Origin of the sequence: Campylobacter concisus, assembly GCF_002914195.1 — a bacterium.
Classification (GTDB): Bacteria; Campylobacterota; Campylobacteria; order Campylobacterales; family Campylobacteraceae; genus Campylobacter_A; species Campylobacter_A concisus_M.
Genome location: NZ_PPAU01000090.1, coordinates 90,165 through 112,729, shown reverse-complemented (window position 1 = coordinate 112,729; position 22,565 = coordinate 90,165). Strand labels below are relative to the sequence as shown.

Here is a 22,565-nt window from a genome sequence, read left to right as displayed (position 1 = left end):
TAAAAGAGTTTTAAATAAATTCTTTTAGCCAAGTCAAATGCTAAATTTTGCAATATTTTTTAGTTTAAACTCGTAAAGTAGATTTTGGATTTTGTCTGCTGATTTTATATCTAAACCAAGATCATTTGCTAAAATTTTGTAATAAATTTGCGGGCTATCTTTTAGATTAATTGGTGGTGATTTTGAGCTTTTTGAGAGCTTTTTGCCATCTTTTAAAAGTAGCTTATGATGAATAAAATTAGCATTATAAAAGTTAAAATTTAGCCTTTTTGCAAGGTATCTTTGAGCTAGCGTGCAAGCCTTTAAATCCTCACCTCTAACAACCAAATTTACGCCCATATCTTCATCATCTATCACGCTTGCAAAGTTGTAAGCAGGAGTAAAATCTTTTTTGTAAATCACAAAATCGCCCATTTGCTCTGCCACAAGCTTACCAATAGGATCACCCTCATCCACGCTTAGTCTAATGGTAGTCTTATCTTTTATAAATTTTAGATTTTTATTTTTACAAATTTTAGCGTAAATGCCGTTTATGTAGGCATTTTTTGTAGTTCTAGAACATTCGCAGATATAAATTTTATCTAGTTTTTCAAGTACATCTTCGTATCTTTTAGCTCTTACTTTAAAGCTAAAATTACGTTCAAAGTCACTTACGCTAATTGGCCCTTTATCATATTCAAGCCCCAAAAATTCTAAAACATCAAAGATATTTTGAACAAATTCTTGCCGATATCTACCAAGGTCATAGTCATCAATACGTAAGTGCAAAACACCACTTGCCGAACGTGTCAAAAGATAAGTTAGGATGAAGTTATAAGCATTGCCAGCATGCAAAAACCCACTAGGCGTAGGAGCTATGCGGGATACTATGCCACCACTTGGTGGCAAATAGTTATTAATCCCTTGGTCTGGCCTCATTTACCCTTAAAGTACGTCCGCCTAGTTCTTTTTCATTTAGCGCGGCTATAGCCTTTTGTCCCTCATTTGCATCGTCCATTTCAACAAAGCCAAAGCCTTTTGAGCGATCAGTTTCTCTATCTTTTACTATTTTTGCTCGCTTTACTTCACCAAATTGTGCAAAAGCTTCCTTTAATTCTGCCTCTGTCGTTCTATACGACAAATTTCCTACATAAATATTCACAGGAGTATTCCTTAAAAAAATTACCGATTTATTCGGTTAGTGTGATAATAGCTAATTTTCGTCAAAAAGATGTAAAAAATCAAAAATTTATTATATTTTTTTGAAAAATATTCTTAAAAGATACAAACTCGTATATATAGAGCTTCTATAACTATCACTAAATAAAATCTAATTTTAAGTTTAAAAAGAATAATTAAATAAAAAATTATTTTATCTTTATAAGCTATTTATAAAGTAAATCATTCTTTACTTTAAGATATACTTCATCACCAAGTAAATTTTTAACTATAAAAAGTGCGAATTCCATTGAAAAAGCAGGACCTTTTGCTGTAATAATATTTTGATCCCTCAATACACTCTTACCGTTATCATAGCCCCTTTTATCACTTCTTACATTTTCTTCAAATCCTGGATAACAAACAAAATGATCTTTTAGCACACCAGCACTCTCGAGCACCATAGGAGCAGCACAAATGGCACAAATAAGCTTATTGCTTTTATCAAAATTTTGCAAGATTGCTTTGAGCCTTGTATCGTTTGCTAGATTGCTAGCTCCTGGAAGTCCACCAGGAAGGACGATCGCATCATAGTCTAGCTCTTTCATCTCGCGAAGTGTCACATCAGCCTTTACACATATATTGTGACATCCTTTGATGTTTACGTCATTTAGCCCAACAATAGAAGCTATCGCTCCAGCTCTACGTAAAACATCAACAGAAGTTAGTGCCTCTATCTCCTCAAATCCATCAGCTAAAATCACAGCAACTTTTTTCATAAATTTATCCTTTACAATAATATGTTTTATTTGTTAAGTAAAATTCTATATAATGTTGGCTTATTTCACAAGAAAGGACAGAGCATGCAAGTAAAAATTATTTACTGCAACTCTTGAAACTATCGTCCGGTAGCTTCTCGTGTAGAAGATGAAATAAAAGCGAACTTTAGTGATGCAAGAGTCGAAAAGGTTATAGGTGATGGTGGAAATTTCATCGTCGAGGTTGATGGAGATGTTATATTTTCTAAGAAAGATCGCATCGGAAATGATGAAGCGAGATTTCCTCACGGTGAAGAGATCACAACCCTTATAAACAAATATCTTAAAGAAAAGTCGGCTTAATGCTAGCTACCGAGACGGGAAACCGTCTCGTTTTTCCCCTGTTTTTGACTTACGGTTCTACTATCTTGATATAAAAATTTTATAGTTAAAACATTTACTTATCTCGCTAAGAATTTTCATTATTTTATATATTTTTTGATTTTTAAATATTTTATGAGCCGATATTTGGCTATATTTGGATTTTTAAAAAATATAAAAATTTTGTGTATTCTAAGCTAACACTGTTTGAAATTTTACAATGTAGAAATGAAGTTTTTGCTAAAGCCAATACTTTTTAAATAGTGACTTTAGCTAAGCATTAGATTTACTAAACGTAAATTTAGTAAGAAAGATTAAACTGCTTTATTTATTCGCACGCTCGATATACTCGCCGCGAACAGTATCCACACGGATAACTTCGCCTTCAAGTACGTGAAATGGTATCTGAACTACCGCACCACTCTCAAGAGTAGCTGGCTTTTTACCACCTTGCGTATCGCCCTTGAAATTTGGTGGAGTCTCAACTATCTTTAGCTCAACTACTTGTGGCACTTCAACGCCGATCGCATTGCCATTGTGAAATAAAATTTCAACCATCATGCCATCGATCATCCATTTTTTAACATCACCCACATCCTCATCGCTAATAGCAACTTGTTCATAAGTAACCGTATCCATAAACTGACAATATTCACCATCGTCATAAAGATACTGCATCTCTTTTTCTTCAAGATGTGGTTGCTCGCATTTATCGCCTGCGTGAAAAGTCTTTTCAAGCACTTTTCCATCGATAAAAGATTTGATTTTTGCACGAACAAAAGCTGCACCTTTGCCCGGTTTAACGTGTTGATATTCTACGATTTTATAAGGAACGCCATCGATCTCGATCTTTAGCCCTTTTTTTAGATCGCCCATTGAATATGAAGCCATTTTTTATCCTTTCAAAATTTTATATAACTGCGTATTGAGCCCAAACGCAAGCTTCAAGTGTGTTTAGTCTCTCTAACGTTTCTGTTTTTATATGTTCATCAACCAAAATGACAGCAAGTGCCATATTGTGATCATCTCTACCAAGGCGGAAGTCTGCGATATTGATCTTTTCATCAGCTAAAATTTTACTAATCTGAGCAATAACACCTGGCACGTCATGGTTTTTAAAGATGATCATCTTGCCTTTTGGCTTAAAGTCGGTCTTAAAGCCATTTATCGTTACGATACGTTGCTGATTTTCACCAAATACCGTTCCACCAACGGTTACAATGCCATTTTCGGTAGTTAAGCGAACGGTGATTTTATTTTTAAAAATACTATCTCCACCAAGGCTAGTTTCAGTCACTATACCTTTTTCATCGCATAAAAATTTAGCATTTACGTAATTTATCGCATCACCAAGACTCTCTTTTAATGCACCAACTATGGCAAATGTTAGCATTGAATTTGCATATTCGCTGATTTGACCATGAGTTTCTATACGGATAGCCTTGATGACGCTTTTATTTATCTGTGCAGCAAGAAATGCCATCTTGCTTGTAAGATCGATATAAGGCTCAACAAATGGTGGTAGATCTTCTGTTTTTATAGGTAAATTTAACGCATTTGGATAGCTTATACCACGAGCTGCTAAAATAGCTTGTTCGACTGCCTCAACTGCGATATTTCGCTGTGATTCAAGCGTATTTGCTCCAAGATGTGGAGTTACACTTACATTGTTTAGATCAAGAAGTGGATGATCAGTTGCTGGCTCTCTTGTAAAAACATCAATACCAGCGAATGCTATTTTGCCACTTTTTAGTCCCTCATAAAGCGCTTCTTCGTTATAAAGACCGCCTCTAGCGCAGTTTATAAGTCTTACGCCATCTTTCATTTTTGCGATCTCTTTAGCGCCTATCATATTGGTCGTCTCTTTAGTTTTCGGCGTATGTATCGTGATAAAATCACATGCTAAAATATCATCAAAATTTTTAGTGTAAGTACCGCCCATGTCGATAACTTTAGATGGGTCAATATATGGATCATAAGCGATGATCTCCATACCAAAAGCTTTTGCACGAACAGCCACCCTTGAGCCAATATTTCCAAAGCCGATCACACCAAGCTTTTTCTTAAAAAGCTCAACCCCATACCATTTCTCACGCTTCCAGATTCTATCTAGCTTTAAATCATTATGAGCGTATTCAAGAGATCTAGCTGAAGCTAGCATATGAGCCATTGTTAGCTCAACTGCAGCAATAGTGTTTGCAGTTGGAACGTTCATAGCTATTATGCCACGCCTTGAGCATCCTTCTATATCGACATTATCTACACCAACACCAGCTCTAACAATAGCTTTTAGTTTTTTACCAGCGTTTAAAAAGGCCTCGTTTACTTCAGTTGAGCTTCTTGTTATAGCAACATCAGCCTCGCCTAAAATTTTTAAAAGTTCATCTTTGGGAGTATTAACTGCGTCTATTACATTTATATCTTGCTCTTTTTTTAAAAGTTCAAAACCTACTGGATGTATCGCATCGCAAACAATGATAGTTTTCATAATTTTACCTCTCTCACACTTGAGTGGATATCATAAACTCTTAGTTCTAAAATGATATTTTGTAGAAGCTTAGAGTCTTGAGTATTTAAAAATATCTGGCTTTTTGCACCATCTTTTACAACAGTAAAATCGACCTCACTTTTTCTTAAAGTCTGCATCAAACAAAACATTGAATAGATATCATTTTTATCTATCAAAAGCTCATATGCAGTAATCTTTGGTTTTTCTATTTTGGGTCGGTTGTATTCTATAAAAATTTCATTTACAGGCAGCACATAATCTCTTTTTTTAATAGTTGCTAGTTCACTCATCCAGTTGGTATTACTGGTTGTGTTTTTGGTTAAATTTTGCTCATTTGTGATATTTTCTTCATGTATCTGGCTGAAATTTACACTTGCAAATTTAACAAGAGAAATTCCAACCAAACCCAATATTACAAATAGCAGGACAACTACTAATAAAAGTACGCGTCTGCCCATTTAAACTAAAGTAATTGTTCTTTTATAATATCGCCGAGTGTTACTTTATCATCGTTATCATTGATCTCATTTAACACTTCACGCTCTTTTTGTTTTGCTAAACGGCGTATGCTTAGGCGAATTCTATTTTTCTTCTCATCGATAAATGCGATAGCTGCTTCGATCTCATCACCGATCTTAAGTGTACTAACATCTACACTACCTAGATCTTCTTTGCGGATCAGCGCATCAACGTTATCGCCAAGCTCTACAAATACGCCAAAGTCTTTGATGTCGCGAATTGTTCCTTTTGCGATATCGCCTACATTAAATTTATCAGCAAATGCTTGAACTGGACTTTGTTTTAGGTCTTTTAGACTAAGTGAAACTTTTTGTTCAGCACTATCGATTTTGATGATTTTTACTTCAAGCTCGTCACCAGCTTTAAACATATCTTTGCATTTATCGTTTCTATCCCAAGACGCGTCTTCATTATGTAGTAAGCCTTCAACGCAGCCTACTCTAACAAATGCACCAAAATTTGTGATAGTTGTCACAACGCCTTTTACTACGTCACCTTCTTTGTGTTTTGCCTTAAACTCATCAAATGGCTTTGGAAGTAAATTTTTAAGACTCACTCTTAAGCGGTGTCCTTTTGCATCTATCTCGATAACCTCAACATCAATCTCTTGACCTTCATTGATGTGATCTTTTGGATTTTTTATATTTTTGTCCCATGAAATTTCAGATATATGCAAAAATCCTTCAATATCATTTCCAAGATCAACAAATGCGCCGTAAGGCTCGATATTGCTAACTGTAACTTTGATAGTGTCACCAACTTCTAGTCCATCATTTATGATCTCTTCCCAAGGATCTGGAGTAGCTGCCTTGATAGATAAAGACAAGTGGCGCTTTTCGTTGTCATAGCTGATAACTTTAACTAAAACCTTATCACCTTCTTTATATAGCGAGCTAGGGTTTACTGGGCCTTTATAACTTATCTCACTATAATGCACAAGCCCATCGACACCGCCAACATCAACAAACATACCATAAGTTGTGATTTTTTTAACTGTGCCCTCTATAACGCTATCGTTTTCTACTATGCTTGATAGAGCTTCTTTACGCTTTTTGCGGTCGTCATCTAAAATTTTCTTTCTAGAGACAACTATGCTATTTTCCTCTTTATCAATTTTTATAACTCTTACTTTATATGTTTTACCAATTACGCCTTCAGCGTTTTTAAAGCCACTGTGAGTTTTTGGTAAGAAAAATTCCACACCATTTACATCTTGAGTTATAAAGCCACCTTTATTTTTTCCAACTACTTTTACATCGATTTCGCCAGAATTTTCAGGATCGTAAGCTTCGATGAAAGCTTTAACTTTCTCTTTTCTAAGTGCTTTTTTGTGCGACACTATAGGTCTTCCATTTCTTGATCCAGTTATTACAACTTTGATCGTATCGCCAACTTTATGCGTCAGGTTACCGTTTGCATCAGTGATCTCAGAAACATTTAAAATGCCTTCTGACTTCTTGCCAACATCAATTAAAACCTCATCGCCATTGATACTGACGATCTTTGCGTCACTATCTTCTTCAGTCTTTTTAAAAGACTCCTCTAACATCGCAGCAAAATCAATATCTTCGATATCCTCGTCTTTTGCTTTTCCTAATTGAACACTTTTGTTCACAGCCATCTTGATCCTTTAAATTTTATTATGCCAGTATGGGCAAATTGGCTTATTATAGTTAATTGTGGCTTTAGCTACGATAAATTTTATACTTTTTTGATTCTATCAACGACTTTTTGTATGATCCAGTCAGGTGTACTTGCACCCGCACTTATGCCACACAAATTTTTACCGTCAAACCATGATCTTTCAAGCTCTTCTTCACTTTCTATCAGGTAGCTATCTTCGCAGAAATTTTTAGATATTAGGTAGAGTTGTTTTGTGTTTGAGCTGTTTTTTCCGCCGATAATTATCATCACATCAGCCCTTTTTGCTAAATTTTTAGCAGCCTCTTGGTTTTCAAATGTTGCGTTGCAGATAGTGTTAAAAACACGTACCTCTTTTATATGAAGCATGAGGTAGCTTGCGATTTGCATAAATTTCTCGACTTTTCTAGTCGTTTGGCTAACAAGTGCGACTTTTTGTTTAAATTTAATACCCTCTAGTTCGCTCTCTTCAAGCACGACGTAGACATTGCCCTTAGCGTATGACTTCACACCTTTTACTTCAGGGTGGTGCATGTCGCCATAGATCACCACATCATAGCCCTCTTCACTCATTTTTTCACAAATTTGTTGTGGTTTTGTCACAAATGGACAAGTTGCGTCGATCACTTTTATATCAGTTTTTTTTAGCTCCGCAAGATCATTTTTAGTAATGCCATGAGTGCGGATGATCGCCTTTTTCTCATCTTTTAGCTCGTCTATACCCTCAAGTGTCTTTACATTGTAGTTTTTTTCAAGCCTGCTTATCTCTTCATTATTATGAATGAGTGGCCCAATGGTTGCAGCATCTCCTGCATTTTCAGCAATCTTTATCGCCCTTTTTACACCAAAGCAAAATCCATAACTACTAGCAAGCTCAATCTTCAACTCTAGCTCCCATTTTCTTCAAAATTTCAGCAAAATTTGGGAATGAGGTGGCGATAAATTCGCTCTTTTCTATCTGCATGCCACATTTTAGCCCAAGTATGGCAAAGCTCATCGCGATTCTGTGATCCCCATGACTATCTATCGTGGCAAATTTAGCCTCTGAACCATTTATGATAAAGCCATCTTCAAGCTCGCTAGCATCAACACCACACTGCTTTAACGCATTTATCGTGACAGCAATTCTATCGCTCTCTTTTACGCGAAGCTCTTTTGCATTTGTTAGCTTGCTTTGACCCTTTGCGCAGGCAAATGCGATGGCTAAAGCCGGGGCTTCATCAATGAGCCACGAGATATTTTCACTCACTTCTATACCTTTTAAATTTGGTGAGTACTTGACCTCGATATCGCCGATATCTTCATATTTGCTTGAAGTTTTATGAAATTTTATTTCAGCTCCCATTTTTTCTAGAATTTTATAAGCTTCGATGCGAGTTTTATTTAGCAAGACATTTTTTAAAATAATATGTGAGCCCGGAATGATAAGTGCTGCGACCGCAAAGAAAAATGCAGAACTTGGATCATTTGGCACATCTATATCAAGTGGTGCAAGTGGCGAGCTCATTGGCTCTAAAGTGATCTCTAGGCCGTCACGCTTTATATCAGCTCCCATGCCAGCAAGCATACGCTCGGTGTGATCCCTGCTTAGCTCTGGTTCGCTAAATTTGCAGCCATTTGAGTAAAGAGCCGCCAGCAAAAGCGCACTTTTTACCTGAGCTGAGGCGATCTTGCTCTCAAAACTAAATCTTTCAAATTTCGTCCCTCTTATGCAAAGTGGAGCGTTGTTTGCGTTGTTTGCGCCATCTATCTTTGCACCCATATCGTTTAGAGGTTTTGCTATTCTAGCCATTGGACGTGAGTTTAAATATCTATCACCACTTAGCACGAAAAAGCCCTCCTGCGCAGCAAGTAGCCCCATAAAAAGCCTCATCGCCGTACCTGAGTTGCCACACTCTAAAATTTCATTTGGCTCTTTTATCTTTTGTGGCGGCATGATCGTTATTTCAGAACCATTGTCCTCAACTTTTGCGCCTAAAAGCTCGACTATCTTTAATGTATTTAGCGTATCACCTGCTCTTAAGTAGTTTCTAACGCAAGATAGTTTATCGCTTAAAAGCGAAAAAATCGCGCATCTATGCGAGATAGACTTATCAGCTGCGATATCATCAATAGTTAAATTTAGACTTTTTTCTAATGGATAAATTCTCATCTTATTCCGATATTTAGTTTCTCTTTTAGCTCACCTAAAATTTTATCCATAAGTGCGTTTATATCATCATCCTCAAGCGTTTTTTCCATATCTTGGAATGTAAATTTAAGGCTAAGGCTGATCGAGCCATTTAGCTTCGCATCTTTATAAATATCAACTGGTAAAAATTCTTTTAGCTCTTTTAAATTTAGTCCTCTTATGCACTCATAAATTCGTCCAGCCTCAAAATTTTCAGGTACGATAAGGCTAAGATCCCTTGTAGTGCTTTGGAATTTTGAGTAAGGCACTGCCAAAATTGGCTCAAATTTAAGCTTAGCAAAATCAATCTCGCAAACATAAGTTTTTGGTAGATCCCTTTTTGCCTCAACCCTTGCATCAACTCTGCCGATATAGCCGATATTTTCGCTATCTTGATAGATGTGTGCTTGTTCGTATGGACTAAGGTACGTGATGCCCTGACAAGGTTTTAGTTCAAATTTGCCTATGACATTTTGTACCATCGATGCAAATGCGTAGAAATTTGCCTCCTCACCTTTTGCGCCGTTTATTAGTGTAGGCTCTTTTAAAAGACCAGACACAACAAAGCCTAAATTTAAGCCCTGATTTGCATTTTCATCAAAAATTTCTCCAAGCTCAAATAGTCTAACTGAGCGTTTCGAGTTTTTGATATTTTTCTCGCTTGAGCTTAGAAGGTGATTAACAAGTGTCGGTCTAAGCGTGTTTAACTCGTTGTTTATAGGATTTAGTATCTTAACTTTGCATGGTTTAAAATTTAACCCGCTAAGCTCATCCTCACTATCAAAGACATAGTGCACGCTTTCAAAAAAGCCATTATCAGCTGCTCTACGTCTTAGATTTAGGGCGTTTTTATAGTCAAAATATGTCTTGTTTAGCCTATTTTTCTCAGAGAAATTTAGTGGTTTTGAGGCGATATTGTCTATGCCTACTATCCTTACGATCTCCTCGCAAACATCGTGAGAATTTACTATATCGTGGCGAAATAACGGCACTTTTACGTTAAAGCTTTCTTGCTCAACATTTACTGCGATCTCAAAGCCAAGTTTCTTTAAAATTTTAACAACGTCATTTCTAGCAATATCTTGACCGATCATATTTTTAAGCTCAAAAAGAGAGATACTTAGTGTTATAGGTTCGGTGTTTAAAAGCGACTGCTGTGAGCCGGCAAAGAGATTTAGAGCATCTTTAAAATTAGCAAGCCTTTTAAATAAATAATCCGCACCATAAGCTAAATTTGGCTCACTACCACGACTTGAGCGATAAATTTGATCACCTTTTGGTAAATTTTTATTTTCAAAAATAGCTTTTGAAACTACATCTGGCTTTACGTAGCTAGCTTCTACTAGGATCACTTTTGACTTCTCATCTACTCTTGCTACATCACTTTGGTAAATTCCAGCAATGCCTAAATTTTTATCCCCGCAATAAATGACACATTCGCCATTTTTGCCATTTTTTATATCAAAAACAGCCTTTTCGCCTTCGCTTACTAGTTTAGCATGATCATAAGCCCTAAATAAAACACCCGTACAAAATGTCGCGTATTCAAGCAGTCTCTCCACTAAATTTGTCTTTTGGCACTCTATTAATGCTAGACGCATACGAGTTATTAGATTTTCATATAGTCCCTCTTTTAACTCAAAAGCCTTATATAAAAATGACCCATTTACTTTATCCTCTGCTCGTACAGAAGCTATTCTGCCAATACCTAGTAAATTTTCGCTTTCATCGTCTTCGTGGCTATCTTTCATATTTAGATCAAGCGCTGCACAAATTTCTCTTGCGATGCCGTGTAAATTTTGGCAATCGCCTCTGTTTGCTGTGACATCGACTTCGATTATCGTATCTTTAAATATCTCAAATTCACTAAGACTTGTACCAAGTTTTAGCTTGCCAATGCTTTCATCAAGTGGCAAAATTCCATCGTTTACCTTTGGAAGTCCCAGCTCGCTTGAAGAGCAGATCATGCCACTTGACTCGATACCTCTTAGCTTTGCTTTTTTTATCTCAAGACCATTTGGCATAGTCGTGCCAATAAGTGCAACTGGCACAAACTGGCCAGCTTCAACATTTTTAGCCCCACACACGATCTGAAGCGTCTCTCCACCAACATCCACTTGACAAATGCTTAGTTTATCGGCATCTGGGTGCTTCTCTCTACTTTTTATGTAGCCAACCACAATACTCTTTGGTAAATTTATCTCTTTATAGCTATCAACCTCTAGCCCGATAGAATTTAATGTCTTTGAAAGTGTCTCGCCGCTAACGTCGCTAAGGTCGATCCACTCGTTTAACCAATGCTTTGAAATTATCATTTAAACTGCTCCAACAATCTTAAATCTCCCTCAAAAAGCGACCTTAGATCAGGCACTCTATGAAGCAACATCGCAAATCTCTCAACGCCAAGACCAAAAGCGTATCCACTTACATTTTTATAGCCAACCGCCTTAAATACATTTGGATCAACGACGCCACATCCAAGCACCTCAAGCCAAGTAGTCTGCTTGCACACCCTGCAACCCTTACCATGGCAGAATATACAACTAATATCAACCTCTGCGCTAGGCTCCGTAAATGGAAAGAAGCTAGGGCGAAAACGCACTTCAACGTCGCCAAACATGTGCTTTAAAAAGCCCTCAAGCATTGATTTTAAATTTGCAAAGCTAACTTTCTCAGCATCCTCTACCACGAGGCCCTCAACCTGGTGAAACATCGGTGTATGTGTTAAATCCATATCACGTCTAAAGACCGTGCCAGGCGCTATCATGCGAATAGGCGGCTTTTGATTTAGCATAGTTCGCACCTGAACTGGACTCGTATGCGTCCTTAAAAGTCTAAAATCATCTAGGTAAAATGTATCTTGCATATCCCTTGCTGGGTGGTATTTTGGTAAATTTAGCGCTTCAAAGTTGTGAAAATCATCTTCTATCAATGGTCCAGTCTCGAGCGAGAAATTTAGAGCTAAAAAATATTCAATTATCTTATCCATCGTGGCCATCACAGGGTGCAGCGCTCCGCTGGCAACAGGCTCATTAAATAGTGTGATATCAGCGGCCTCTTTTTTCATCTTGTTATCTATCTCTTGCTCGCTAAGCTCAGCCTTTTTAGCTTCTATTAGCGCACCAAGCTCATCTCTTTGCTTGTTTAAATTTGCTGCAAATTCCTTTTTCTCATCTTCGCTAAGCCCTTTTAGCTTTGCAAAACCTTGCGCCAAGATGCCCTTTTTGCCAAAAATTTCTACCCTGACTTTTTCCAAATCATCAAGCGTTGAAATTTCATTTTTGATTTTATTAACGAAATCTTGCAATTTTTTGCCTTTATAAATTTTTGAGTCGATTTTATAGAAAAAGAGTTAAAATCAAGATAAAGAGCACGAAATTTAAGCACACTTTGATATAATTTTGCAAAATTTCAAAGGAGCTAAAATGACCATATTTGAAAAGATCGTAGCTGGTGAAATCCCTTGCAACAAAGTGCTTGAAAGCGAGAAATTTCTAGCTTTTAACGACATAAACCCAAAAGCACCAATCCACATCCTAATCATCCCAAAAAAACACTATAAAAATTTCCAAGAGATGGATCCGATTTTAATGGGAGAGATGACTAAATTTATCCAAGAAGTGGCGACCTTAATGGGCGTTGATAAGAGCGGATACCGCCTTATAACAAACTGCGGTGAAAACGGCGGTCAAGAGGTTATGCATCTACATTTTCACCTGCTTGGTGGAGCGAAGCTTGGCTGGAGCGAAGGCGTAGCTGATCCACAAAGCACATTTTAATAACTTCTAAATTTTAGACTCAAAGCCTGAGTCTAAAATTTTATTTTCTTGCAGACTTAATAGCTTCAAGCAACTCTTCAAAACCTACTTTACTTGAGTTTTCGACATCTTTTAATATTTCAACGCCAGGTAAATTTCCTTTGTCTTTATCAGCAAAAATAACCATCGCTTTTTCTAGTCCATGATGAACATTTTCATGATGAGCTGCGATACTTGAGAGAATTTTGGCATCTTTTACAAGAGTATTTTTCACATCTTTTTCATACCATTTGCCAAATCTACACTCATGAACATCTTGAATTTTATTAAATTCATTTAAAAGCACGCCTCTATATCCATTTAGCTTCATATTTATATGATCTATTTTTCCATTGCTTACATAGACTTCATTTGTAACATTTAAAGCCTGATTTAGGATATTTTGCGTATTTGCATTTACGCTTGAGATATTTCCTTCAAATCCACCTAAAATTTTCATAGCATTTGCAGAAATTTTTGAGAAATTCTCACTCATTTCGATCATCGTATTCGCACTTTGCTTAAGGCCATTTATATTTACTTCTACTTCAAGTGTCGCTTTTTGAGTACGCTCGGCTAGCTTTCTAACCTCATCTGCCACGACTGCAAAACCTCGTCCATGCTCACCAGCACGGGCCGCCTCGATAGCAGCATTTAGAGCTAGTAAATTTGTCTGATCTGAGATATCTTTAATTAGATTTATAATCTCAACAATCGAATTTACGCTTCCATCAAGTGAAGATGCGTCATTTGAAAGGTCATTACTCATCTGGCTTACTTGCTCGATCGAGTTTAAAATTTCAGCCGTTTGCGACTTGAGTTCGCCTGTCTCTTTGAAAGTCTTTTCATTTAGTCCATTTATACTTTCAAGCATTTTTAGGTTTTCTTCCATTGTTAATTGCAAGAAATTTATACCATCTTGATAACTTGAAAGCAATAAATTTACAGACTCTTGTTTATCCTTGGCTTGCTCTTTTGGCTCGCAAGTTTTTACATTTTTTAGCTCATTTTTAAGTGCTAAAATTTCAGCCTTTAAAGCTTCATTTTCTCTCTCTAAAGCTTCATTTTTACTACAAAGCTCTTTATTCTTACCATCAAAAAACATTTTTCATCCTTTAAAATTTGTAGATTTTGCATAATTATAACTCTTTTTACTTAAGCCAGTAGTCTAAAATTTCTATCTGCTCATCAACGCTTTTATTTGCCGTGCCGCCCTGCGAACAACGCGCCTCTTTTGAAGCGTGAAGATCTAAAAATTTAATAGCATTTTCGTCTAAATTTTCATCAACACTTTTTAGCTGCTCTTCATTTAATTCACTTAAATCAAGTCCTAAGTTTTCAGCCTTTGCGACAGCTTTGCCTGTGATAAAATGTGCCGTTCTAAATGGGATGTTTTTTTCACGCACTAGATAGTCTGCCAAATCAGTCGCACTTAGATGCCCAGTTTTTGTCGCTTTTAACATGTTTTTTTCATTAAATTTAGCTGTTTTTATCATCTCATTTAGGATAGTAGCCGAGCTTAAAATGGTTGAGACGCTGTCAAACACACCCTCTTTATCTTCTTGCATATCTTTATTGTAAGCAAGTGGTAGGCCTTTCATCGTAGTTAGTAGCGCTACTAAATTTCCATTTACACGCCCAGTTTTACCGCGTATGAGTTCGGCTACATCTGGATTTTTCTTCTGTGGCATAATGGAACTTCCTGTACTATAAGCGTCACTGATGCTTACAAAGCCAAATTCTTGCGAACTCCAAAGTATGAGCTCCTCACAAAGCCTAGAAGCGTGCGTCATAAAAACGCTAATGTTAAATAAAATTTCAAGCGCAAAGTCGCGGTCGCTCACGCTATCCATCGCATTTTGCGTGCAGCCTGCAAAGCCAAGCTCGCTTGCAACGATGTTCCTGTCTATCTTATGTGGCGTGCCAGCAAGTGCTGCTGAGCCAAGCGGACTTAGGTTATTTCGCTCATATGAGCTAATAAAACGCTCGAAATCTCTTTTAAACATAAACGCATAAGCTAGCAAATGGTAGCTAAGGCTTACCGGCTGGGCGTGCTGAAGGTGCGTGTAGCCTGGCATTAGCGTATCCTTGTGGTTTTTGGCTAAATTTGTAAGCGTGGCGATGAGCTCTTTGATGAGAGATGAAATTTCTAAATTTTTCTTCAATACGTAAAATTTAAAATCAAGCGCAACTTGGTCATTTCTACTTCTAGCTGTGTGCAGTCTGCCTCCAAGCTCGGCGCCGATGATCTGGCTAAGGCGCTTCTCAACTGCCATATGTATATCTTCATCTTCTAACTTAAACTCAAATTTACCAGCTCTTATCTCAGATAAAACCTCATCAAGCCCCCTTATGATCGCCTCTGACTTATCTTTTTTCAAAATTCCACAAATTCCAAGCATCTTTGCGTGAGCCTTGCTACTGGCAATATCTTCTTCAAAAAGATTTTTATCAAAATTTATAGAAGCATTAAATTCCTCGAGTAGCTTCGAACTAGCCTCGCTAAATCTGCCCTCCCACATCTTTTTGTGTGCGTTTTTCTCTTCTTTCATAGCTTTGCCTTTAATTAGTTTTGCGTAATTTTAACAAAATAGCACTTAACTGGGTATTTTAACTATAAAGTTGCAAAAAAGTTATAAATATAATTTATCTTTAAGGATATAGAAATATAATTCAAGATATAACTTTTCAAAAACTATTTTAATTTTCTATTGAGATAGTTTAAAATAAAAATAATCTATAAGAGGAAAGATGATATGCAAATAGATGCGAATATGAACTCAAACATTTTCTATCATGATGGCTATACATCTATCTCTTCAAATAGCTCAAAAACAAGCATGCTAGTATCTTCCGGTTATAACAAGAAAGATATTGTTAGAAGCAATGAAGTACATGTAGAACAAAGAGAGGATGCTAAAATTTCCCCTATAATTATTAATAAAGCGAGCACTATACAGTTACAAAAGGACTTAGAAAAATTACAAGATCAAAAGCTAGATATTTCGCATCAAATTTCAAGTATCCAAAGCCTAAAAGATCGTAATTCTATGCAAATGCTTCATTACTTAAATTTAGAGCAATCGGCAATCCAAAATAATATTTTAAGTATTAAAACTCAAATGATAGAAATGGCACAGGCTTAAAACTAAGACTTACCAATAATAGTTTCTAAAACTAAGCAAAAATCCTCTAAAAAATATCCCATTGATTTATAAAAATTGCTAGTTGCGTCTTTTTGGATATCTCTTGAAAGCTGTTTAGCATAAGGCAAGAAAAATGAGACACTAAAAGCTGCAAGAAGTTTCATAGACTCAAGAGTTGCCTCATTTTTTAAAATATTTGCTATTAAAATTAGCTGATTTGAGATGCTATCAAGCTCGCCCATCTTTGGCTGAAAATTTATAGCCTTATAAAATTGAGCTAGATCATCTTTTGCAGACGAAAAATAGCAACTTGCCTCAAATTTTGACTTTAAAATGACAAAATCGTCACATAAAGCAGCACTACTTTCATCTTTGATAAATTTGGCATAAAGCTCATTGCCTTTTTTATTTGCTTCGCTATTAGTCTGCGTTATCCACGCATTTGTCTTTTTGATACGCATAAAAGATGAAACATCCAAAATGCCACTAAAATTTGCAGCAAGCGCAGCCGCTACAACGCTATAAAGTTCTCCAAGTTTCAAATTTTAATCCTTAAGTCGTAGATATCTAAGTCTAAGTGCGTTTAAAACGACAGTAACAGAGCTAAGACACATCGCCATTGAGCCATAAACTGGGCTTAAAAGTAGCCCAAAGACAGGGTAGAGCACGCCTGCAGCCACTGGAATACAAATCGCGTTATACATAAACGCCCAAAACAAATTTTCTTTTATGTTTGCCATAGTAGCATTTGCTAGTCTAACTAGTCCAGTCACGCCACGCAAATCATTTTTAACAAGCACGATATCTCCAGCACCTTTTGCTATATCTGAGCCTGAGTTCATAGCGATGCCAACACTTGCTTCTTTAAGCGATGGTGAGTCATTTACACCATCTCCAACAAAGATAACGCCACCGTGGCTTGCAAGCTCTTTTATCTCATTAAATTTATCTTCAGGCAACATATTTGCGTGATATTTGCTTACATTTAGCTTTTTAGCGATATTTGCAACTACTTTCTTGTCATCGCCTGAGAGGATCACACTTTGTAAATTTAGACTAGTAAGCTCATTTATAACATCGCTTGCTTCGTCTTTTAGCTCATCACTAAGCGTTAAAAAACCGACAAATTTTTTATTTATAGCACAAAGTATTACGCCACTTCCATCATTTGTAGCCTCTTTTATAGCTTTACTTTCATCTAAATTTAAACTCACTTCATTTGCCAAAAGCAACTTTTCGTTTCCGATTATTATATGATTATTCTCATCTTCATAGATGATGCCTTGCCCGACAACATTTTGAAATTTTCCATTTAGCTTTTGTAAATCTATACATTTTTGCTTTGCATATCTAACGATAGCTTTTGAGATGAGATGCTCACTTAAATTTTCAGCAGAAGCGATAAGAGCTAAATCTTGCTCGCTTAAATTTGAGCTTTTGACGCTGATTTGCCCTTTACTAAGTGTGCCTGTTTTGTCAAATGCTACGAATTTAGCATCTTTTATTAGCTCTAAAACTTCTGGATTTTTTACTAAAATTCCAGCTTTTGCACCACGTGCAAGCGAGCTTACGATTGCTATTGGCGTGGCAAGTCCTAGTGCGCATGGGCATGAGATGATAAGCACGCAGATCGCGCTAGAGATCGCATAGGCGAAATTTCCACTAAAAATTATCCATATAAAAAATGTAAGAACTGAGATCGCCACCACACTTGGCACAAAGATGTTTGCTATCTTGTCAGCCAGCCGTCCGATAGGCATCTTTTTAGAGCTAGCGTCGCTTAATAAGCTTAAAATTTGAGATAGCAAGCTTTCAAAAGAACTCTTTGTCACCTTGACGCTTATGTAGCCATTTGTGTTTAGAGTGCCGGCAAATACGCCATCTCCCACCTCTTTATAAACTGGCAAGCTCTCTCCTGTAAGCATAGAAGCATCTATCTCAGCGCCACCTTGAACTATCACGCCATCACTTGGGATGTTGTAGCCATTTTTTACGATGACGATGTCGCCTACTTTTAGCTCATTTACATTTACCTCTTTACTATGTCCATCTGGCATGACCAAAAAGGCGGTTTTTGGAGAAATTTTAAGTAGCGTCTTTAGGTAGTCGCCTGCCTTTGCCTTTGAGCGCTCTTCAAGATACTTACCTAGCAAAACAAAGGCTATTATCATCGCTGCGCCCGAGACATAGACATTTTTTAGATCATCTGGGATGAAATCTGAAAAGATCACAGCAAAAAGCGAGTATAAAAATGCACTGCCGCTTCCAAGAGCTACAAGCACGTTCATATCGTAGTTTTTGTTTTTAACAGCCTCTATGGCGTGAGCAAAGAAGTCTTTGCCACTAAAAGCTAGCACCAAAAAGCCAAGCGCTAAAATGGCTAAATTTACAACCACGCTAGGCCTTACAAACATCTCAAGCGCCATGATGACCATGCTCGCTAGAAATGCAAATATAAATTTATTTCTGATCGCAGTTATATGCTCGTCTCTTTTGGCTTCAAATTCATCAATATTTGTCGCCACAAAATAGCCAAGCTTCTTTATCTTTTGCTCTAAAACTTCACGCACGCTAGCGTCTTTTAGGACAAATTCGCCGCTTGCATTTGCAAAATTTACATTTGCTTCAAGCACCCCATCTATCTTTTTAGAAACTTTCTCGATAGCGTTTGAGCAATTTACGCAGCTCATTCCCGCTATATTTAGCTTGACTTTTAAAGGCATATCAAAGCTCCTTTATAACGTCAAATCCAAGATCAGCCATTTCAGATTTAAATTTTTCAACTTCACTATCTTTAAGATCAACCCTAACTTGTCTTGGCTCTTTGCTAAGATCAACTTCTATCTTGCCAAAGTCATCTTCAAGTGCGTTTTTTATAGTGTTTGCGCAGTTTTGGCAGTGGATATTGTTTGCTTCAAATGTTTTCATATTATCTCCTTTATCATATGGTCGTATTCATGTAAATTTACAATTTTCTTGACATTAAATTTAAAGCCCAAACTCTCGTAAAATTTACGAACTTTTGGCTTATTTGTATCTACTATTAATGAAACCTTTTTATGCCCTAGCTCTTTTGCCTTGACAAACGAATGCCTTATGAGCTCTTTTGCAAGCCCTTGGCCTCTAAAATTTTCATCAACAGCGATACTATCTATATAGAACTCATCGTCAAAACACTCTTTTTCTACCTTGTCATCTTTGCCAAGAGCCATTAAATGCTGTGAAATTTCTCTATCAAGCTGCTCCACGTCGCCACCAAAGTAAGCACACATAGCAGCTATAATTTCCTCGTTATGTTTATAAACAAAGACATTTTTATAGCTAAGTCTATTTGTCTCACTTTTGAAAAAAATTTCTAAAATTTCATCACTTTTAATAGGATCGTCGTAGCCACTTAGCTTGTAGGCAATATCCTCCATTGCTAGATTTAGTAGCTTTATGCAGCTTTTTGCATCTTGTTTTTGGGCATTTTGTATCATGTGCGTCATTATAAAACTCTAGCTTAAATTTTTACCAAATATCAATTTATGATTTACAAATTAATAACCCCAATAGGCAAACTAAAAATGTTTTAAAAAAGTATAAAATTTTTTTAGTTATAATCCGTAAAAAATTTATTTAAGGATATTTATGGGACGAGCATTTGAGTACCGAAGAGCGGCAAAAGAAGCTAGATGGGATAAGATGAGCAAGGTATTTCCAAAACTTGCAAAGGCTATAACAGTAGCGGCAAAAGATGGCGGATGTGATCCGGATATGAACCCTAAACTTCGCGCAGCTATCGCAGCGGCAAAAGCTGAAAATATGCCAAAAGATAACATCGATGCAGCTATAAAAAGAGCAAATGGCAAAGATAGCGCCGATATTAAGACTATTTTTTATGACGGCAAAGTAGCTCACGGCGTGCAAATTATCGTTGAGTGTGCGACCGACAATCCAACAAGAACGGTTGCCAATGTTAAAGCGATATTTAGCAAAAATGGTGGAGAAATTTTACCAAGTGGCAGCCTTAGCTTTATGTTTACAAGAAAGAGCGTTTTTGAGCTTGAAAAACCAAGCGCAGATATCGAAGAGGTCGAACTTGAACTGATTGATTATGGTCTAAGCGATATCGAGGCTGACGATGAAACGCTATATGTTTATGGCGACTATGCAAATTTTGGCACACTTCATGAAGGTATCGAAAAGCTAAATTTAGTAGTTAAAAAAGCTTCACTTCAATACTTACCAAATCAAACCGTGAATCTAAGCGAAGAGCAAATGCTTGAGGTCGAGAGGCTTCTTGATAAGCTAGAAGACGATGATGACGTTCAAGCAGTTTATACAAATATTGAATAAAAAGGATATACATGCGTTTTGATGAATTAAAAATTTATGATATAAATTTAGACGAGCTTAAAAAAGATAAATTTGCAGTTTTAGAGACAGACAAAGGCGAGATAAGACTTGAACTTTTTGCCGAAGAAGCTCCACAAGCTGTCGCAAATTTTGTACATTTGATAAAAACAGGCTTTTATAATGGTCTAAATTTTCACAGAGTTATACCAAATTTTGTCATCCAAGGCGGTTGTCCAAATGGCACAGGTACAGGCGGTCCTGGCTGGAGAATAAAATGTGAATGTGGCAACCAAAAGGTAAAACACGAGCGCGGTAGCCTTAGCATGGCTCACGCAGGGCGTGATACTGGCGGATCACAGTTTTTCATCTGTCATAGCAAACAACCTCATCTTGACGGCGTGCATACAGTCTTTGGAAAATGCGTTGATGAAGAGAGCCTAAAGGTGCTTGACGCTATAAGACAAGGCGATAAGATCATCTCTGCTAAGATCAGAGAAAGCCTATAAAGGGGAAATTTATGAATAATACTAAAAAGCAAGGAAATCTTGCTGTAAGATTATTTACCAATCTTGCCTTTTGGGTTGTGATCGGTATTGTTGGTGGCGTTATCGTTGGCATGGTCGCACCTGAGCTTGGTATAGCAAGCAAGCCAGGCATTGATTATTTTATAAAAGCACTTAAAATTTTAATCGGCCCTATTATCTTTTTAACGATCGTTTCAGGTATCGTTGGGCTTGAGAGTTTGAAGGATCTTGGATCTATTGGATTAAAGGCATTTATCTATTTTGAGATAGTTAGTACGCTTGCGCTTGCTGTTGGTATCATCTTTGGCGAGACACTTCGTCCAGGACATGGCATGAATCTTGACTACACTCAGCTTGATGCCTCAAGCGTAGCTAAATTTACATCTCAGGCTGCAAATATGGACGCAAATAGTGGGTTTGTAGCACATACACTTCATCTTTTAAGAGGTGCTGTGCCAGTAGATGACATTTTTCCTTACGTGCATATACTTGATCCATTTATAAAATCAAACACACTTCAAGTACTTTTCATGGCTATTATCGTTGCCATCGTACTTTCACTGCTAGCTCATGATAAAAAACAAGCTTGCCTAAAGCCACTTGAATTTATTCAGCACTATGTCTTAAAACTTCTTAGTTGGCTTATGCTCTTTAGCCCGGTGGCTGCATTTTCAGCTATGGCTTATCTAATCGGTAAATTTGGTATCGGAACGCTTCTTGGCATGATGGAGCTTTTGGTTGTTATGGCACTTGCAAGTTGCTTTTTTATCTTTGTGGTGCTTGGCGTTATCTGCTATTTTGCGAAAATCAATGTCTTTAAATTTATGCGTTTTATTTCAAAAGAGGTATTGGTAGTCTTTGCGACAAGCTCGAGCGAAACAGCTCTTGCGCCGCTTATGCAAAAGCTAGAATCAGCTGGTATAAACAGAGGCGCTGTTGGCCTTATCATCCCAACTGGCTACTCATTTAACCTTGACTGCACAAACATCTATCTAAGCCTAAGCGTTATTTTCTTAGCTCAAGCATTTAATATACCGCTAAGTTTTGAGCATCTAATAAGCATTTTAATCGTGCTAATGATCACAAGTAAAGGCGCAGTTGGCGTTACAGGATCGGGCTTTGTCGTCCTTGCTGGCACATTAAGCGCACTTCCGAGCACTGGCATACCAGTAGTCACCGTAGCTGTGCTACTTGGTGTTGATAAATTTATGTCAGAGATGCGTGCTGTTGGTAACCTTTGCGGTAATGCCGTTGGCTGCATGATCGTATCTATCTGGGATAAAAAGGTCGATATGGAGAAATTTAGATACGCACTAGATCATCCAGAGGAATTTCACTTTCACTCATAATATACACTTATAACTATAAGGGCAACTTTGCCCTTATTTTTCTTTTTATTCTAAATTTAATGCGCTCTATCTACTTCCTCAAACCTATAAAAATTTTAAAAACAGCATCGCAATAAATGATATTTGATAACTGGTTCAAGCACAAAAAGAAAAACTAGAGGCTAAGTGTAATAGAAAAATTTTATTAGTAACTCATATATTTGGCAATACCTAATATTTTGTTACTTACTAGAATAAATTTGCAAATGTAATACTTGAGCTTGGAATTTGGAAGAGAGATACTTTAAATTTAGCCA

General features: G+C 36.9%; 23 protein-coding genes and 1 pseudogene. 6 read left to right on the top strand and 18 right to left on the bottom strand.

What is annotated here, in order from left to right; translation table 11 throughout:
- Positions 1-33 precede the first annotated feature (33 nt).
- The 3 genes from CYP28_RS02780 to CYP28_RS02770 all read right to left on the bottom strand — a co-directional run bounded on the left by CYP28_RS02780 (position 34) and on the right by CYP28_RS02770 (position 1,916).
- On the bottom strand, positions 34-918 hold the full coding sequence (locus tag CYP28_RS02780) for a glutamate--tRNA ligase family protein (protein WP_103593004.1): 885 nt from the start codon (positions 916-918) through the stop codon (positions 34-36).
- Positions 896-1,141 carry an RNA recognition motif domain-containing protein gene (locus CYP28_RS02775; protein WP_103593003.1) on the bottom strand — a complete coding sequence of 82 codons (246 nt, stop codon included), beginning with the start codon at positions 1,139-1,141 and terminating at the stop codon, positions 896-898. The genes CYP28_RS02780 and CYP28_RS02775 overlap by 23 nt, the downstream gene beginning before the upstream one ends.
- Positions 1,142-1,364: 223 nt before the next feature.
- Entirely contained in the window at positions 1,365-1,916 is a 552-nt protein-coding gene (locus tag CYP28_RS02770) for a DJ-1 family glyoxalase III (RefSeq protein ID WP_103593002.1), read from the bottom strand.
- A gap of 84 nt (positions 1,917-2,000) precedes the next feature.
- Here CYP28_RS02770 and CYP28_RS02765 point away from each other — a divergent pair, with 84 nt between their 5' ends.
- On the top strand, positions 2,001-2,258 hold the full coding sequence (locus tag CYP28_RS02765) for a SelT/SelW/SelH family (seleno)protein (protein WP_255349566.1): 258 nt from the start codon (positions 2,001-2,003) through the stop codon (positions 2,256-2,258).
- Between the two features lie 342 nt (positions 2,259-2,600).
- Here the strand turns inward: CYP28_RS02765 and efp are convergent, their stop codons facing one another.
- The 8 genes from efp to pheS all read right to left on the bottom strand — a co-directional run bounded on the left by efp (position 2,601) and on the right by pheS (position 12,422).
- Positions 2,601-3,167: an elongation factor P gene (efp, locus tag CYP28_RS02760; RefSeq protein ID WP_021090997.1), complete on the bottom strand. Its 567-nt coding sequence runs from the start codon at positions 3,165-3,167 to the stop codon at positions 2,601-2,603.
- Between the two features lie 19 nt (positions 3,168-3,186).
- The gene (serA, locus tag CYP28_RS02755) at positions 3,187-4,767 is read right to left on the bottom strand and encodes a phosphoglycerate dehydrogenase (RefSeq protein WP_258034134.1); all 1,581 of its coding nucleotides are present in this window, start codon (positions 4,765-4,767) and stop codon (positions 3,187-3,189) included.
- Complete coding sequence (locus tag CYP28_RS02750; RefSeq protein ID WP_242047001.1) at positions 4,761-5,189, bottom strand: hypothetical protein; 429 nt, start codon at positions 5,187-5,189, stop codon at positions 4,761-4,763. Before CYP28_RS02750 ends, serA begins: the two co-directional genes overlap by 7 nt.
- 59 nt (positions 5,190-5,248) lie before the next feature.
- Complete coding sequence (locus tag CYP28_RS02745) at positions 5,249-6,925, bottom strand: 30S ribosomal protein S1 (protein ID WP_103592999.1); 1,677 nt, start codon at positions 6,923-6,925, stop codon at positions 5,249-5,251.
- An 80-nt stretch (positions 6,926-7,005) separates the two neighbouring features.
- Positions 7,006-7,830 (bottom strand): 4-hydroxy-3-methylbut-2-enyl diphosphate reductase, encoded by an 825-nt coding sequence (locus tag CYP28_RS02740; RefSeq protein ID WP_103592998.1) that lies wholly within the window; start codon positions 7,828-7,830, stop codon positions 7,006-7,008.
- Entirely contained in the window at positions 7,820-9,097 is a 1,278-nt protein-coding gene (aroA, locus tag CYP28_RS02735) for a 3-phosphoshikimate 1-carboxyvinyltransferase (protein WP_103592997.1), read from the bottom strand. Before aroA ends, CYP28_RS02740 begins: the two co-directional genes overlap by 11 nt.
- Positions 9,094-11,430 carry a phenylalanine--tRNA ligase subunit beta gene (pheT, locus tag CYP28_RS02730; RefSeq protein WP_103592996.1) on the bottom strand — a complete coding sequence of 779 codons (2,337 nt, stop codon included), beginning with the start codon at positions 11,428-11,430 and terminating at the stop codon, positions 9,094-9,096. Before pheT ends, aroA begins: the two co-directional genes overlap by 4 nt.
- Entirely contained in the window at positions 11,427-12,422 is a 996-nt protein-coding gene (pheS, locus tag CYP28_RS02725) for a phenylalanine--tRNA ligase subunit alpha (RefSeq protein ID WP_103580437.1), read from the bottom strand. The genes pheT and pheS overlap by 4 nt, the downstream gene beginning before the upstream one ends.
- 118 nt (positions 12,423-12,540) lie before the next feature.
- Between pheS and CYP28_RS02720 the strand changes: the two genes are divergently transcribed.
- Complete coding sequence (locus CYP28_RS02720) at positions 12,541-12,894, top strand: histidine triad nucleotide-binding protein (RefSeq protein ID WP_072594719.1); 354 nt, start codon at positions 12,541-12,543, stop codon at positions 12,892-12,894.
- Positions 12,895-12,934: 40 nt separating this feature from the next.
- Here the strand turns inward: CYP28_RS02720 and CYP28_RS10865 are convergent, their stop codons facing one another.
- From CYP28_RS10865 to argH, 3 genes and pseudogenes are all read right to left on the bottom strand, one after another.
- Positions 12,935-13,243 (bottom strand): CZB domain-containing protein, encoded by a 309-nt coding sequence (locus tag CYP28_RS10865; protein ID WP_374048490.1) that lies wholly within the window; start codon positions 13,241-13,243, stop codon positions 12,935-12,937.
- 84 nt (positions 13,244-13,327) lie between these two features.
- Positions 13,328-13,606 (bottom strand): annotated as a pseudogene (locus tag CYP28_RS10860) (methyl-accepting chemotaxis protein); the annotation flags it as partial.
- Positions 13,607-14,063: 457 nt separating this feature from the next.
- Positions 14,064-15,464, bottom strand: coding sequence for an argininosuccinate lyase (gene argH, locus CYP28_RS02710; RefSeq protein ID WP_103592994.1), 1,401 nt, complete (start codon positions 15,462-15,464; stop codon positions 14,064-14,066).
- A 204-nt stretch (positions 15,465-15,668) separates the two neighbouring features.
- Between argH and CYP28_RS02705 the strand changes: the two genes are divergently transcribed.
- Positions 15,669-16,058 carry a hypothetical protein gene (locus CYP28_RS02705; protein WP_103592993.1) on the top strand — a complete coding sequence of 130 codons (390 nt, stop codon included), beginning with the start codon at positions 15,669-15,671 and terminating at the stop codon, positions 16,056-16,058.
- Positions 16,059-16,060: 2 nt separating this feature from the next.
- On the opposite strand, the gene CYP28_RS02700 is transcribed toward CYP28_RS02705, so the two are convergent.
- The 4 genes from CYP28_RS02700 to CYP28_RS02685 are packed head-to-tail and all read right to left on the bottom strand — an operon-like array spanning position 16,061 to position 19,537.
- The gene (locus CYP28_RS02700; RefSeq protein WP_103592992.1) at positions 16,061-16,600 is read right to left on the bottom strand and encodes an oxidoreductase; all 540 of its coding nucleotides are present in this window, start codon (positions 16,598-16,600) and stop codon (positions 16,061-16,063) included.
- A 3-nt stretch (positions 16,601-16,603) separates the two neighbouring features.
- Positions 16,604-18,781, bottom strand: a complete 2,178-nt coding sequence (locus CYP28_RS02695) for a heavy metal translocating P-type ATPase (protein WP_103592991.1) — start codon at positions 18,779-18,781, stop codon at positions 16,604-16,606.
- 1 nt (position 18,782) lies between these two features.
- The gene (locus tag CYP28_RS02690) at positions 18,783-18,986 is read right to left on the bottom strand and encodes a heavy-metal-associated domain-containing protein (protein ID WP_087579699.1); all 204 of its coding nucleotides are present in this window, start codon (positions 18,984-18,986) and stop codon (positions 18,783-18,785) included.
- Positions 18,983-19,537, bottom strand: coding sequence for a GNAT family N-acetyltransferase (locus tag CYP28_RS02685; RefSeq protein WP_103593354.1), 555 nt, complete (start codon positions 19,535-19,537; stop codon positions 18,983-18,985). The genes CYP28_RS02690 and CYP28_RS02685 overlap by 4 nt, the downstream gene beginning before the upstream one ends.
- A 151-nt stretch (positions 19,538-19,688) precedes the next feature.
- On the opposite strand from CYP28_RS02685, the gene CYP28_RS02680 reads away from it, so the two are divergent.
- Genes CYP28_RS02680 through CYP28_RS02670 form a run of 3 tightly spaced genes read left to right on the top strand, consistent with a single transcriptional unit; the run spans position 19,689 to position 22,269 of the window.
- Entirely contained in the window at positions 19,689-20,396 is a 708-nt protein-coding gene (locus tag CYP28_RS02680) for a YebC/PmpR family DNA-binding transcriptional regulator (RefSeq protein ID WP_103592990.1), read from the top strand.
- Between the two features lie 11 nt (positions 20,397-20,407).
- On the top strand, positions 20,408-20,902 hold the full coding sequence (locus CYP28_RS02675) for a peptidylprolyl isomerase (RefSeq protein ID WP_103592989.1): 495 nt from the start codon (positions 20,408-20,410) through the stop codon (positions 20,900-20,902).
- Positions 20,903-20,913: 11 nt separating this feature from the next.
- Positions 20,914-22,269: a cation:dicarboxylate symporter family transporter gene (locus CYP28_RS02670; RefSeq protein WP_103592988.1), complete on the top strand. Its 1,356-nt coding sequence runs from the start codon at positions 20,914-20,916 to the stop codon at positions 22,267-22,269.
- Positions 22,270-22,565: the final 296 nt, after the last annotated feature.